At 67.3% G+C, this 13834-nt stretch carries 15 protein-coding genes and 2 pseudogenes; 12 read left to right on the top strand and 5 right to left on the bottom strand.

All coding sequences use genetic code 11. From position 1 onward, the window contains the following. Positions 1 to 159: 159 nt before the first annotated feature. Positions 160 to 570 (bottom strand): annotated as a pseudogene (locus ACZ60Q_RS17815) (SAM-dependent methyltransferase); the annotation flags it as partial. 423 nt (positions 571 to 993) lie between these two features. Here ACZ60Q_RS17815 and ACZ60Q_RS17810 point away from each other — a divergent pair. Genes ACZ60Q_RS17810 through ACZ60Q_RS17790 form a run of 5 tightly spaced genes read left to right on the top strand, consistent with a single transcriptional unit; the run spans position 994 to position 4764 of the window. Next, positions 994 to 1746 carry a DUF6879 family protein gene (locus ACZ60Q_RS17810; RefSeq protein WP_469634957.1) on the top strand — a complete coding sequence of 251 codons (753 nt, stop codon included), beginning with the start codon at positions 994 to 996 and terminating at the stop codon, positions 1744 to 1746. Continuing rightward, on the top strand, positions 1743 to 2588 hold the full coding sequence (locus ACZ60Q_RS17805; RefSeq protein ID WP_469634954.1) for a helix-turn-helix domain-containing protein: 846 nt from the start codon (positions 1743 to 1745) through the stop codon (positions 2586 to 2588). Before ACZ60Q_RS17810 ends, ACZ60Q_RS17805 begins: the two co-directional genes overlap by 4 nt. After that, the gene (locus ACZ60Q_RS17800) at positions 2498 to 3070 is read left to right on the top strand and encodes a DUF7848 domain-containing protein (protein WP_469634951.1); all 573 of its coding nucleotides are present in this window, start codon (positions 2498 to 2500) and stop codon (positions 3068 to 3070) included. Before ACZ60Q_RS17805 ends, ACZ60Q_RS17800 begins: the two co-directional genes overlap by 91 nt. 25 nt (positions 3071 to 3095) lie before the next feature. Further along, positions 3096 to 4217, top strand: a complete 1122-nt coding sequence (locus tag ACZ60Q_RS17795) for an adenosylhomocysteinase (protein WP_469634948.1) — start codon at positions 3096 to 3098, stop codon at positions 4215 to 4217. Between the two features lie 4 nt (positions 4218 to 4221). Beyond that, positions 4222 to 4764: an NUDIX hydrolase gene (locus ACZ60Q_RS17790; RefSeq protein WP_469634945.1), complete on the top strand. Its 543-nt coding sequence runs from the start codon at positions 4222 to 4224 to the stop codon at positions 4762 to 4764. Positions 4765 to 4926: 162 nt separating this feature from the next. Here ACZ60Q_RS17790 and ACZ60Q_RS17785 read toward each other — a convergent pair. Then, a pseudogene (locus tag ACZ60Q_RS17785) lies at positions 4927 to 5313 on the bottom strand (class I SAM-dependent methyltransferase); the annotation flags it as partial. A gap of 75 nt (positions 5314 to 5388) precedes the next feature. On the opposite strand from ACZ60Q_RS17785, the gene ACZ60Q_RS17780 reads away from it, so the two are divergent. Next, positions 5389 to 6009, top strand: a complete 621-nt coding sequence (locus tag ACZ60Q_RS17780; RefSeq protein ID WP_469634942.1) for a CGNR zinc finger domain-containing protein — start codon at positions 5389 to 5391, stop codon at positions 6007 to 6009. Here ACZ60Q_RS17780 and sodX read toward each other — a convergent pair. After that, complete coding sequence (gene sodX / locus ACZ60Q_RS17775; RefSeq protein WP_469634939.1) at positions 5922 to 6350, bottom strand: nickel-type superoxide dismutase maturation protease; 429 nt, start codon at positions 6348 to 6350, stop codon at positions 5922 to 5924. The genes ACZ60Q_RS17780 and sodX overlap by 88 nt on opposite strands. Before the next feature lie 179 nt (positions 6351 to 6529). Between sodX and sodN the strand changes: the two genes are divergently transcribed. Beyond that, a complete protein-coding gene (gene sodN / locus ACZ60Q_RS17770; RefSeq protein ID WP_469634936.1) occupies positions 6530 to 6925 on the top strand; it encodes a superoxide dismutase, Ni in 396 nt (131 codons plus the stop codon). Between the two features lie 7 nt (positions 6926 to 6932). Here sodN and ACZ60Q_RS17765 read toward each other — a convergent pair whose 3' ends face one another. Continuing rightward, positions 6933 to 7886 (bottom strand): site-specific integrase, encoded by a 954-nt coding sequence (locus ACZ60Q_RS17765; RefSeq protein WP_469634933.1) that lies wholly within the window; start codon positions 7884 to 7886, stop codon positions 6933 to 6935. 488 nt (positions 7887 to 8374) lie between these two features. Between ACZ60Q_RS17765 and ACZ60Q_RS17760 the strand changes: the two genes are divergently transcribed. After that, complete coding sequence (locus ACZ60Q_RS17760) at positions 8375 to 8914, top strand: NUDIX hydrolase (protein ID WP_469634929.1); 540 nt, start codon at positions 8375 to 8377, stop codon at positions 8912 to 8914. Positions 8915 to 8918: 4 nt separating this feature from the next. Here the strand turns inward: ACZ60Q_RS17760 and ACZ60Q_RS17755 are convergent, their stop codons facing one another. Then, complete coding sequence (locus ACZ60Q_RS17755; RefSeq protein ID WP_469634926.1) at positions 8919 to 10229, bottom strand: helix-turn-helix domain-containing protein; 1311 nt, start codon at positions 10227 to 10229, stop codon at positions 8919 to 8921. A gap of 157 nt (positions 10230 to 10386) precedes the next feature. Here ACZ60Q_RS17755 and ACZ60Q_RS17750 point away from each other — a divergent pair, with 157 nt between their 5' ends. The 4 genes from ACZ60Q_RS17750 (at position 10387) to ACZ60Q_RS17735 (ending at position 12958) form a co-directional block, all read left to right on the top strand. Next, positions 10387 to 10830, top strand: a complete 444-nt coding sequence (locus ACZ60Q_RS17750) for an ATP-binding protein (RefSeq protein WP_469634923.1) — start codon at positions 10387 to 10389, stop codon at positions 10828 to 10830. Beyond that, positions 10818 to 11930 (top strand): radical SAM protein, encoded by a 1113-nt coding sequence (locus ACZ60Q_RS17745; RefSeq protein ID WP_469634920.1) that lies wholly within the window; start codon positions 10818 to 10820, stop codon positions 11928 to 11930. Before ACZ60Q_RS17750 ends, ACZ60Q_RS17745 begins: the two co-directional genes overlap by 13 nt. Positions 11931 to 11933: 3 nt before the next feature. Beyond that, positions 11934 to 12071, top strand: coding sequence for a hypothetical protein (locus ACZ60Q_RS17740; RefSeq protein WP_266640844.1), 138 nt, complete (start codon positions 11934 to 11936; stop codon positions 12069 to 12071). 77 nt (positions 12072 to 12148) lie between these two features. Then, positions 12149 to 12958, top strand: coding sequence for an aminoglycoside phosphotransferase (locus ACZ60Q_RS17735; protein ID WP_469634917.1), 810 nt, complete (start codon positions 12149 to 12151; stop codon positions 12956 to 12958). Positions 12959 to 13834: the final 876 nt, after the last annotated feature.

Below are 13834 nucleotides of genomic sequence, written 5' to 3'. Positions count from 1 at the left end.
CCGCCCCCCGCCGCGCGGTCCACCACACCCCCCCCCACCCCCTCACTTCTTCTTTCGTTTCTCGGGGGGGGGGGGGGGGGCCGCCCCCCCCGGGGGGGGGGGGGGGGGGGGGGGGCCCGCCCCCCCCCTTCCCGCTGTGCGGCTGCCGCCCCGCCGTGACTACCTCACGGCGAGGACCAGCGTGTCCGAGGGCGACGCCCAGACCGCGCGGGCCTCACCGAAGCCGGAGGCCAGCAGGGTGCGGGCGTGCCAGTCGGCGGAGGGTATGTCGCCGTCGGCGTGCTCGCCGTAGAGCGCGAACCGCTCGGCGGTGGGCGCGGCCAGGACCGGGTCCTTGGCTGCGACGGCCCACCACTCGGCCCAGTCCAGTGCCCCGGCGGCCTTGGCGCGGTCCATCGCGGCGTGCCGGTGGGCGCGTTCGGCGGCGTTGACGCGGGGCGTGCCCGTGTCGATCATGCGGTCCGCGTTCATGAACACCCCGCCGTCCCGGACGAGGCCGCCGATCTGCCCGTAGAGCGTGGCGAGCGGCTCGCTGTGAAACCAGTGCAGGGCGGTGGCGGTGGCGGTGGCGGTGGCGGTGGCGGTGGCGGTGGCGGTGGCGGTGGCGGTCAAGAGATCCCGCAAAACGCACATGTGTGCGGGAGGAGAGATCAAGCAAGATGAACCGCATGATCACGAGTGAGTACGACGGGTGCGGAAAAGTGCCTGATGGGGGTACGTCGCCTCTCTCGACTGAAGGACTCTACGAACAGCCCCGAGAAGCAGTTGGACCAGGTGCTCAGCGCCGTTGCAATGGATGACCCGCACGCATGGGACCGTCGCAGACCGCAACCACACCACCGAGCCCCCGCGCTCGTCTCCCTTCATAGGGCGGCGCGTGCGGGGGCTTTCTGTGTGTTCCGCAGGATGCGAATAATCGAGAATCACCACAGACAGGGGTCCCTCTGGATCATCATGCTTGCGCTGTTGTGTCCGACGACGAGGGGAACAGCCATGGCCAGGCGGCTGCGGGTTCTCGGGAGTACGTCCGGTGTGGGTGACTGCCCGACGCTGTACGAGGACCTGGACACTGGGGAGGTGCTTGTCCAAGGGGACGCGGTGACCGACCCCACGGACGTGGCGCAACTCAAGTACGTCAAGGAGGGGGAAGCCTTCGTGGTCGTCCCCCGGGCGCTACTGGCGAACTTCTCGCCGAGGGAGGTCACGCGCGTGCCGGAGTTCGTCCCACAACAGAAGATCAGTGAGTTCATCAACGATGGGTTCGAGCACACCGCATGGCGGCTGGAGACCCGGAGCGGGTACGCGTCCGATCAGGCGATGCCCTCGTACCAAGAGTTCCTGCGGACCGGTGACACCGCCGGGGAGGTCGGGCACCCGTGGTTCGTCAACGTGCGGCGCATGGTGGACGGCGGCAAGCGCTTCGAGCGGGTACGGATCGTGGACAACCCTCCGACCGCTGGCCAGCGGTATCTGCTCGCCTGTGCGCGGACGAACGTCGCAGCCGGCGAGGACATCCGCCACCTGTGGCGTGACGACGCCAAGCGCCACGGCGTGAACCTCTCGGACTTCTGGCTCTTCGACTCCCGCACCGTGGCGCGCTTCCACTTCGAGGGTGAGCGCACCATCGGCATGGAGCTGATCACCGATCCGGCGGAGGTGCTGCGGGCTTGTCAGGTACGGGATGCAGCTTGGCACCATGCAGTCCCGTACTGGGAGTTCACGGCTCAGGTACCGTCCGCTGAGTGAGTACGGACTTTCAGCAAGCCCGGGTTTCCCTCGGTGCGCGCCTGCGGGAGCTGCGCACCGAGGGCGGACTTACGGGCCATGAATTGGCTGACAGGCTTGAGTGGGGGCAGTCCAAGGTCAGCAAGCTGGAGAACGGCAAGCAGACGCCGACCGTCGCCGATCTCACGGCATGGGCCGAGGGGACCGGGAACCCGGGGGTAACCGGCGAGCTACTCGGGCGGCTGCGTGGGCTGGAGACGCGGTACCGATCCTGGCGCCGCCAACTGGCGGGCGGATACCGCGCCGTGCAGGAGGCGCATTGGGCGCAAGCCCAGAAGACGCACTCCCGTCGCAGCTTCGACCCTTCACTGATACCCGGCCTCTTGCAGACCGCGGACTATGCACGTTCCGTCCTGACCCGGTACTCCACGATCCATACCGCCCCCAGGGACATAGAAGCCGCAGTGCAGGCACGCATGGGTCGGCAGGACATCCTCACGGATTCGAGCCGGATGTTTCATTTCCTCGTGTGGGAGGGGGCGCTACGTGCACGCCCCTGTCCGCCCGGCGTGCTCGCGGCCCAGCTTGACCGGATCGTGGGGCGGCTCGGTCCGGGGAACGTCAGGGTCGGGATCGTGCCGTTCGAAGCGGACATGAACGTACCCGCCGGAGTCGGGTTCTCCGTACATGACGACAGACTCGTGATCACCGAGACCTGGCACGCCGAAATGTGGCTGGACGATCCGGAGGACGTTGCACTGCACGTTCGTGCATGGGAAGCACTGGAGAGGAATGCTCTCTACGGGGCCGAAGCGCATCGGGCGCTCATGCGGTCAAAGCAGTTCCTGAGCCCGCGAGAATAACCGCGAATACGGCCCCTCGGGCTTTCCCCGCCTTGCCTAGCGTTCTGGCACACAGAGCCGGATACGAAGGGCGGGACGGTGAGCCGAGAAAGTACGAACATCGCCAGGCGCAGCGCAATGACGTTGCGGGTCTCCCGAGACAGCGGAAGGACATACGGGCCCGAGATCACCGTGCCGAGCGATCCGCAAAGTCCGCTGCCTGCCAGCACTACCGAGCCCCGGTGCACCTGTCGGCGATGCGAGGACGCGCGATGAGTGGGCGTGCGGTGCTCCGGTTCTCCCGCCTTCGGATGCGTCGCCATCCTTCCGCCGAGACGACAGCGACCGCGCGCTGTCTGGCCGCTGACTGCGACTGGACCTCCGCGCCGACCGGGAATCCGGACGTGTGCAGTGACATGTGTATCAAGCACACGGGCCACACCGGACACATGACGTTCGTCCGCGAGTTCTCGGGAGTCGCCGTGGTGGAGCGCGTCCGATAGCCGACGACAACAAAAAGGGGTGTCCATGGAAATCGCCGATCGCGCACGGCTCGACGCGTACTTTGGCAAGGTCGCCGAAGCGTTCACGCCGCACGAACGTCCGTCCTCGCTGCTGATCACTCACCTGCTGCCCGAGCGTCCCGCGTTCGTCGGGGCCGTGGGCAAGGTGTCGCACCTGCGCGCTGTTCTGCCCAAGCCGAAGTCCGTCCACGCCATTGCTCGCCGAGAGATCGAACGGACCGTGGCGTGTGACGAGCTGTCCCGCGACATGTTCAGCGATCCCGACACCGCCGTGACGTACCTGGAGACCAGGGCAGCCGGCGAGCACGTGGTGTTGCTCGATGTGGGCGGGTACTTCGCTCCCTCGCTGGACGCGCTGTGTGAACGGTTCTCGGGAACCATCCTCGGTGTGGTGGAGGACACCGAGAACGGCCACAAGCGCTACGCCGAGCGGGACAAGCTGACCTGCCCCGTCGTCTCGGTGGCCAGGAGCCCACTCAAAGATCCAGAAGACTTCTTGGTCGGGCAGTCCGTCGTGTTCTCCGCCGAGGCACTGCTACGGCAGCGCGGGGACATCCTCCACGGGCGCCCGGCCCTGGTCCTCGGGTTCGGCAAGCTTGGATCCAGCATCGCCCGTCTGCTGCACGTCAAAGGTGTGCGGGTCATCGTCTACGACATCGACCCGGTACGGCGCGCACAGGCCATGTCGCAGGGCTTCGAAGTGGCTCGGGACCGGGACCAGGCCATACCCACGGCCGGACTCGTCCTCTGCGCGACGGGGGCACTGTCCCTCCGGGGCGAGGACTTCCCGCAGCTCAAGAACGGCGCCTACGTGGCGACCGTGACCAGCTCGGAAGACGAGCTGGAGTTGAGCGGGCTGCCCTCGGGCTACATCCGCGATAGCGCCGGCGAGCACATCAGCCGCTACAGCACCACCGGGCACTACTTCTATCTGCTGAATGGCGGTGAAGCGGTCAACTTCATCCACGGCGCGAGCGTTGGACCGTTCATCTTCCTCGTTCAGGCCGAGATCCTCGCAGGCGCGGCCATGCTGGCTCGCGGCGGTCTGAATGCAGGCATGTACGAGGTGCCCACAGCAGACCGGAAAGCCATCGCGGCTACCTGGCTCCACTACTACAACAGGTGATCGAATGCCCATCACGGCAGACCACATCCGTACGACCCTCGCCGAGTACGCCGACGCGTACCCCGAGGACAAGCATGCGCTTGCCCCTCTGGCCGAGCTCCTGGACCAGGGCGCGGACGTGACCAGCCGCAAGGAGTTCCGAGGGCACGTCACCGCTGGTGCCGTGCTCGTCAACGATCGGAACGAAGCGCTGTTCATCCACCACAACGCGCTCGACAAGTGGCTGACCCCGGGCGGGCACCTTGAGCCCGAAGACACGAACCTGTTGGGTGCGGCACTCCGCGAACTGGTAGAGGAGACGGGAGTGACGCTCAGCCTCGCCCCCGTCCAGCCCACGCCAGTACACATCGACGTGCACCTGATTCCCGCGAACGACAGCAAGGCCGAGGATGCCCACTGGCACGCGGACTTCCGGTACGTCTTCCGCGCCTCCGGCGACCAGGCCGTGACCCTTCAAGAGGAGGAGGTGAGCGGCTACGCGTGGCGCGGCGTGGACACCATCGCTGACGAGACGCTGCGTGCTCGGGTGGCCGCCGCGCTCCGATAGCCCCGCCTCGCGAACGTCCGCGCCCGTGCCCGGCCCGGTGGCCCCCTGAACAGCAAAAATGCCCCGTTCGTCTGCCGTCTCGTCCGGCAGGTGGGCGGGGCTTACACGGTTTCGGACGTTCGTCGTACTAGATCAACAACGGCGCAGTAGGGTGTGTGTTCAGAGGGATTTCCTGGTGAGGACCGCGTCGTACGAGGTGTGGGGCAGCCGGGCCGTCCAGTCGGGGTCCTTGAGATCGGCGGTGACGAAGGCGACCCGGTCGTCGCCGTCGAAGGTGCCGCGGGCGATGGCCAGGAGCGCGGGGTCGAGATCGACTCCGGTGCTCGTGGCGTTCGGGAACCGCTCGAGAAGCCGGTCCGTAATACTTCCCGTACCGCACGCGAGGTCGAGCACCCGCGGTTCCGGTCCGACGACCGCCTCGACCATGTCCAGCATCACCCGGAACCGCTCCTCACGGTCGGGCATGTACCACTCCTGCTGCCGGTCCCAGCTCTCCTGCCAGGACTGCCAGTCGATGCCCGTAGCCGTCTCCGTCACGCCAACCTCCATGTAATGCTCATTTCCCTCTACCGACCATTACACTGGCCGATGCCCGACTCTAGACCGACACCGTAAGGACTACAAGTGGAACTGGCCTATTACTCGGACTACGCCGTGCGCCTGGTCAACACCGAGGAGCCGGGCCGCAACAAGGACGCCCTCACCTCCGTCGACGCGGTCCGGGAGCTGTTCGGAGCGAACCAGCAGGCGGCACGGCGGACGGCGGACTCGGACGTGACCCGGTTCCGTTCCGTACGGGCGCGGCTGCGCGCGGTCTTCGACGCGGCGGACGGCGGCGACGAGACGCTCGCGGTCGACCTGCTGAACTCGCTGCTGCTGGAGTTCCCGGTGAGCCCGCAGATCTCGGGGCACGACGTACGCGACGAGGACGGCAGGCCGGACTGGCACATGCACCTGGCCGACCACCCGTCGAACGCGACCGCCGGCTACGCGGCCATCGCGGCGATGGGCCTGGCCTTCCACCTCACCGAGCACGGCGTGGACCGCCTCGGCCTGTGCGAGGCGGCGCCGTGCCGCAACGCGTACCTGGACACCTCCACCAACCGCTCCAGGCGCTACTGCTCGGACCGCTGCGCGACCCGGGCGAACGTGGCCGCCTACCGGGCCCGCAAGCGCGAGGAGGCCGAGCTCACCGGCCGCAGCGCGGAAACCGCCCAGCCCAGCACCGCCGTCACCGACCGCTGACCCTTCGCCAGGGGCCGGTAGCGGGCCCGCACCCGGGCCAGCACCAGCTCCTCCGGCACGGTCCCGTAGTCGGTGCTGTCACCGCCCGCGAAGGTGTTGTCGCCCCGCACCCACCAGCCGCCGGGCCGCCGCTCGGTGGCCCGTTTGACCACCAGCAGGTCCTGCTGGAAGGGGTGCCGCAGGATCACCACGTCACCGGGGCTCACGGGCGCCCCGTACTGCACGAGCAGCAGGTCGCCGTGGTAGAGCGTGGGCACCATCGAGGGGCCCGTCACCTCCACCACCCGCAACGGACGCCGCGTCACCCGCCCGCCTCCGGACACCTGTCGCCGCTCCGGCATCTCCGGCACCTCCTTCAGCACTCCGTCAGCAGATCGCCCCGCGCACCGCTCCGTACCTTCGGCCGTCAGCCCGATTCTCACACCGGACTTTTGACCTAAGCCCCTGGGGCAGCCACGGAAAGCGGCGCTCCACGGAGTAATGTCCCACCTGAGAAGACGATCACGAGGAGGACAGCTCCATGCTTTCCCGCCTGTTTGCCCCCAAGGTGAAGGTCAGCGCCCACTGCGACCTGCCCTGCGGCGTGTACGACCCGGCCCAGGCCCGCATCGAGGCCGAGTCGGTCAAGGCCGTCCAGGAGAAGTACCAGGCCAACGAGGACGCGGACTTCCGCACCCGCGCCGTCCTGATCAAGGAGCAGCGCGCCGAGCTCGCGAAGCACCACGTCTCGGTGCTCTGGAGTGACTACTTCAAGCCCCCGCACTTCGAGAAGTTCCCGGAGCTGCACCAGCTGATCAACGACACCCTGAAGGCGCTCTCCGCGACCAAGGGCTCGAACGACCCGAAGACGGGTCAGAAGGCTCTGGACCTGATCGCCGAGGTCGACCGGATCTTCTGGGAGACCAAGAAGGCTTGATCTCTGGCTAGGCCGTCTGACCTGCGGTTTCGCTAGTCAGACTTCCTACCGGTCCGCACCCGGTCCGCAGGCCGCCGAGCACGGCGTCCATGACGGACCGGGTGCGGTCTTCTTCGCCCGGCCACAGATGCGCGTAGATGCGCAGCGTGATGACGGCGGACGCGTGACCGAGGACCATCTGGACCTGCTTGACGCTCGCCCCGCCTGCGATGAGCGCGGAGGCCGAGAAGTGCCGCAGGTCGTGGGTCACCATGTGCGGCAGCTCGACGGGTTTGCGGCCCTCACACTCGGCCGCCTTGTTCTCCGCCACCTGGAGCGCCTTGCGGGAGCAGTTCCACTCGGTCTTCCACCGTCGGTAGTTGAGCGGCTCCACCCTCCTCCATCGTGAACAGTCACTCCGTGGAGGGGCGCGCGGCGAGGTGTCCGAGGAGCGCGTCGGTGACGACTTCGCCGACCGGAACCGTCCCCGGGACTTGGCGGTCTTCGGCGGACCGATCTTCCCCGACTGCAGCCGCTGCCGCTCCACGCGGATGCTGCCGACCTTGAAGTCGATGTCCGCCACCTTGAGGCCGAGCAACTCACCTATGCGCAAGCCTGACCCGGCGAGCACGACGACGGCCGCGCGGATATACGGCGGCATCACGCGCGCCATGGCCTCGACCTGCTGCGCGAACAAGCCCACACCGCCGCCCTGCACGTACCCCATCCTCTGCGAGCTGAGATACGGGCCGCGGCGGGGCGCATTCAATCGCGCCAACCGGTCTATGATCCGCGCCGACCACCGGGCGGGCCACGCTCTGCGCAAGGCAAGGCAGGGCAGGAACTTCTCTATGGCACCAACAGTGCGGGCGACTTCGTCATCGCCGTACTCGCCACCACCGTCCACTTGGCCCTCGCCGCCGCCCACTGGCACGAGCAGCGCGATCACCACCAGCAGGCAGCCACCGCCCAGCAGGCCCACGCCCGCCTCCGCAGCGCCTACGAGGCACAGGCTGCACCCATCCTGTCCGAACTGATTCGTCGTACCCCGCCCGCCGAAACCGTCACGCGCTGCGAAAGTGTCCTGCGGGCGACTCTCCCCGCCCAAGTCGACCGAATCCTGGCCGACCCCGCGTGGCCTGCTCTGACCACCGCCTTGCGCCGCGCAGAGGCTCGCAGCTACTCGCCAGCCTCTGTTCTCACCACAGCCGCTGAAGGACGTGAACTCGACACCGCCGAACGCCCTGCCCAGGTACTGATCTGGCGGCTCGATAGCGCGTCCAGCCGACGACTCGCAGCCGCGAGGACAAGCAGCACAATGGCTGCAGGGCCCAGCGCCTCGGCGGTCATGCCTGTCGACTTCAAAACTCCTCCCTCTCGTCGGCGTGGGCGTTGATGCGCCAACCTGGCGGACGGATTATCGTCAAAGTGACATGCTGGATACTTCACTGAAACAAGGGAGTTGGGCTCATGCAGTGGACCGTCCATGGTGAGCGGCAGATCTATAACAACCCATGGGTGAATCTCTGGCTTGTGGACGTCCAGCAGCCTGACGGCCGGCGGTGGGAACACCATGTGGTCCGGATGCGGCACCTGGCCGTAGCGGCCGTGGTCGACGACCAGAAGCGCGTGCTGATGATGTGGCGGCACCGGTTCATCACCGACACCTGGGGCTGGGAGCTTCCGATGGGCCTCATCGAGGCCGACGAAACTCCTGAGCAGGCAGGTGCCCGCGAGGTCGAGGAGGAGACCGGCTGGCGTGTGAAGGGCGTCAAGCCGCTCGTATACGCGCAACCGGCGAACGGCATCACGGATTCCGAGCACTTCGTCTTTCGTGCCGAGACCGCCTCGTATGCGGGCCCACCGATCGAGTTGAACGAGTCCGACCGAATCGAGTGGATTCCGATCTCGGAGATCCGGGGCATGATCGACCGCCGAGAGATCGTCAGCAGTGGCAGCCTGGTCGGTCTGCTGTATCTGCTGCTGGACGAGGCGACCGGCGGCTCGTAAGGGGTCAGCCGAGGGCCTCGCGCATGCGTTGCTCGAAGGCGAGGACGGGGGCTTCGCGTGCGTAGGGCAGCATTCGGCGGTGAAGCTCTTGGATGTGGCCGCTCACTCGTGGCGAGTCAATGGCTGCGGCGAGGTCAAGGGCGAGGCCGGCGCTGGTGCATGCCTCGTCGAGTTTGCCCAGCTGGAGCTGGGCACTGGCCAGCCAGTAGGCGTGGAAGGCCCGGCCTCGCTGTTGGTCGGTGTTTTCTCGACGCAAGCCCTCAGCGATGAGGGGTTCGGCGCGGGCTGGTTCGCCAAGGCGCGCGTAGGCGATGCCTGTGTCCACGAGGAGTTTCGTCTCGTCGAAGTACTGGCCCCAGTCAGGCGCCTCGACTTCGTGTCCGCGTGAGCGTTCGTACTGGTCACGGGAGCGATCCACGGCCTGGTGGCAAGCCTGAGCATCTCGAAGGGCGGCATGGGCGAACGCTTCACGCAAATGCAGGATCGACATGACGAGCGGCTGCTCGCCGGCAGCGCGGGCCGCGTCCTGGGCACGGCACGCAAGGGCCACGGCATCGCTCGGATTGCCGTCGTAGGTGGCCAGAAGACTCATGCAGGACAGCACATTGGCCATGAAGAGGCTGTCGCCTTGCGTGTGGGAAAGCTTGAGCGCCTGGGTGAAGTAGGTGCGGGCGGTGCTGTACTGACGGGCGTCAAAGTAGGCCCAGCCGGAAAGCCGTGCCAGCTCGGCCGCAACCCCTTGGAGGTCGTGCCGTAAGCCACCCTCGGCGGTATCGAGTAGACGGCCGACATAGCGCAGATGCCCCACGACGGCCGGCCGCAGGGTCGCACCGCCGTGTGCGTTGTCTCGCCGCCAGTAGTCCTGGACCGACGAGCGCAGGGCCGTGAGGGTGGAACGGGTGGCACGGCCGTCGACCAAGGCAAGAAGCTCATCCAATTCCTCTGCCGCTTCGGTGCGCTGAGGCTCGCGCGGTACGGCAGGAAGTAGCTCGGGCGGCTTCTCCTCGGTGGTGGAGGAAGCAGGGATCTCCCAAGGGCGGTGGGCCAGGCCGAGCATTGCACCGGGGATGCAAAGGCCGTCGGCGACGCGTTCGATCACGTCGATATGTGCCAAGCCGCGTCGCCCCGCCATGATCTCGCCGACTCTGCTCGGCGTCATGCCGCACAGTGCGGCGACCCGCGACGGGTAGATCCCGGCCTTGACCTTGACCAGCCGGAAGATGCGGGCGAAGTCCCTGCTGCGACAAGCTTCCTGCCATTCCGCACTGGCCAGCAGTTCGGCCGGCAGAGCCCGGTGAACCTGCGAGCGTGCCACTCATCCCCCTCACTCGCCCGTCCGGACGGGCTGCCATGGGACCGACTGCCAAAGAGATTACCCACGTTGGGTAACCACGGTGACCTGACTCTGTGATCGTCGTGGCAGTGAACTTGTGTCCCACAGCCCGCCCGCGACGAGGGACGCGATGCACGCGATGACGACGTACGACCGACAGACCACCCCGTTGCGGTGGCAGATGCAGTTCAGCCCGGTACGCAAGTGCGTGCCTCTGGCCCGCGCCCTCGTCTCCAAGACGCTCGCGAGCTGGGGATACAGCCAGGAGTGCATTGACCGGGTGGTCCTCGTCTGCGGAGAGCTCTCCGCCAATGCCGTCGAGCACGGCGGCAGACGAGGGCACCTCTTCGAAGTTCGGCTGGCCGTTGACGGCCCACACTGCCTGGTCGAAGTCTCCGATGCAGGCCGCACCCCTCCCCGCCCCACCCAGGCCGGCGAGGACGACGAAGGCGGCAGGGGCCTGCTTCTCGTCGCAGCGCTCTCTGAAGAAACCGGCCACCACGACCGCCACCCGATCGGCAAGACCGTCTGGGCCCGCCTGATCCTCAGCAGCCCGAGCGAGGAGTCCGTATGCACGAGCTGATCGCTGCCCCGTACCTCGACCACCACCTCCTCGTACGGCCGGGCAACCCGAAGGCAGCACGACTTCCCGCTCACCGGTACGACGAACTGCACACCGCATCGGGTACCTCAGCAGTGCCCGCATGGCTGGCCGACGTGACCCGTCAGGCTTGGAAGATCGATCTCCGCGACCGACGCCTCAATGAAACTGTGCTGGTTCGCTCCCGCTCTCCGTATGCATACGGGCGCGCCTCGTACGAGCTGAACCTAGGCTGCAACTACGACTGCGAACACTGCTACCTCGGCCTGAAGCAATTCGCCGGCCTGGAGTGGCCTGAGCGTGAGCGCCTGCTGCACGCCATCCGGGACTCCGGGGTGCTCTGGCTCCAGCTCACAGGCGGTGAGCCGATGATCGACAAGCTGTTCCCCAAGACGTACCGGCTGGCGTACGAGCTGGGCATGATGGTCGAGATCCTCACCAATGGCTCGCGTCTTGCCGCACCGAAGAACCTCGCCCTGCTGACCCGCTTGAGGCCGAACCGGATCACACTCAGCCTGTACGGGGCCACCGCAGAGTCCTACGACGGGCTGACCCGGCGCCGGGGCGCGTACCGCATGTTCGTCAAAGGACTGGATGCAGCCCACGAAGCTGGGCTACCCCTCGATCTCGCCTTGATCATCACGCGGCACAACGCCCATGAGGCCGACCAGATGCGCGCTTTCGCCGGTCGTTACGACTTGCCGTACCGCGAGTACACCCACATGTCGCCGACCATCTACGGCGGCGCGGAAACCCTCGCCACCCAGGCCCCGGACCACCTCGCAGATCGCGAACCCTTCAACGGCTGCAACGCCGGCCACACCTTCTTCCACGTCGACCCGCACGGCATGGCGACCATCTGCAAGGTCGGCCGTGACGAAGCGATCCCCCTCATGACCACGGGAGTCGAAGGCCTGAGCCGCCTCAGCGGCATCGCCGACTCCCTGATGCTTCGCACCGGTGGCTGCACCGGCTGCCAGCTCTCCGGCACCTGCCGGGTCTGCCGGCCGCTGGCCAAGGTCTACCAGGAGGCGAAGGCACCACTGGACAGGTACTGCCAACACGCGACTACAAGGAGCTGAACCATGACCGCCGTAGCAGTCGAGATCGCCCCCATCCGCCCGCCGTCCGAGCCTGATGCGGAGATCATCCTCATCGACGACGTGGACGCCTTCGCTGCGGCCACCACGCCCGGCTGCGGGGACGACAACCCGTACAACTGACCATCCCTTCAGGGGCTTTCGGTGGCAACTCGCGCCGGAGGCCCCTGTTGGCGCTTAGATCTGGAAACCTGACGGCCATGCCCGCACCCTCCATCACCTTCGCCGGTCTCCCCTCTGGCGCTCGTACCGCCATCGAAGCCGAGATCGGCTCGATTCTCAGGATCGAGGACGTCAGCACCGGTCTTAACAGCTCCCTCTCCGCGCTCGCACACACCGCCGGCGGAGTCGTCTTCCTCAAGGGCCTGCGCTCCGACCACCGCTGGGTCTGGACGCAGCAACGCGAGGCGGACATCAACCCGTACGTGACCCCGCTCGCCCCGCGCCTGCTCTTCCACGTCACCGCCGGCGGCTGGGACCTCCTCGGCTTTGAGGCCATCGACGGCCACCATGCCGACTACTCCCCAGGCTCCTCCGACCTGGCCAAGGTCACCGACGCACTCCGAGAGCTCGCCTCCCTCCCCTGCCCGGACATCGAACTCCGTCATGCCGAACAGCGTCTGGTGGCCTACGTGGCCCACCCCGCCGACGCGGACGCTTTCGCGGGGAACACCCTGCTGCATACCGACTGGAACAACCACAACGTCCTCATCGCCGACGACCGCGCCCACCTCATCGACTGGGGCTGGGCCACCCGCGGAGCCGCCTGGCTCGATCCCGCCCACTGGATCATCTGGCTCATCGCGGCTGGCCACACGCCATCTGCCGCAGAGGAGTCGGTCGCGTTTCTTTCCACCTGGGCGTTGGCACCACCCCGAGCAGTGGACGCCTTCGCCCACGCCAGCGCGAACCTCTGGAAAGAGATCGCCGGCGCCGCCCCAGACGACTGGACAATGAACTTGCTTGACGCCGCACAGCACTGGCAACAGCACCGAATCGATCGCTCCTGACGGACGCAGCTTGCGGATAGACCGGCTGTGGCGCGGCTCCCCACGTTGATCACGTGCTTCTGAGCACAGACGGGTCGGCCTACCTCTCCGAGCTGCTCTCTTCCGCGGAACCGTTAAGGCGGTCCCACTGCGCCCGCGGAGCCCTCGCTCAACAACCAGTCCGACGAAGGGGCCCCATGCCCCAGCAGACCGACGACCAGTCGAAGGTCCTCAAGCCAGCGCTCGAATCGGACCCTGCTGGCCGCTGCGGTCATCGTCCACGACAGGGTCACCAACGCGTCGTCCTCCTCTGCGGCAACCAAGATCGGCCGTACGGGCGACCGCGCCAGAGCCCAGGAGCGGTTCGACTGTCGTGATGGCACCACCGCCGGCATCCGCATGCTCAACCTGTGCCACAGCGGCCTGAGCCAGCAGTTCGGGCGCATCGCTGTCGCGAAGTAGCTCCAACAGTCCGCAGGACACCCGATCAGGACCGTCACGACCCATCGCTAACCAACACCAAAAGGCCAGGTCAGCGACCCACAGGGACGATCCCCGCAGGTCGCCGACCCGGCCCATTACTGGGAGACCAAGAAGGCTTGATCTCCGGTTGGGCGGCCTGACCTGCGGTTTCGCTGGCCATATCGCCTACCGGCCCGCACCCGGTCCGCAGGCCGCCGAGCACGGCGTCCATGACGGACCGGGTGCGGTCTTCTGCCGAACGCGCCGATTCGCCACCCGCATCGACCGGTATGCGGTCGCCACCCCGCATCGAGCCGCCGAGAACTCGCCTTTCCTCGGGCGAACCGGCCGACTCCCGCCACCGCCCTCTGGCGGACAAGCAGCGCCTCGCGGTCCCGCCGCAGCCTCCCGTGCAGGTTTGTCCTTGGCGAGTTC

It is taken from the genome of Streptomyces sp. NPDC104313 (genome assembly GCF_055583985.1).
The sequence above is the reverse complement of the archived record's forward strand: the minus strand, read 5'-3'. Positions and strand labels throughout refer to the sequence as shown.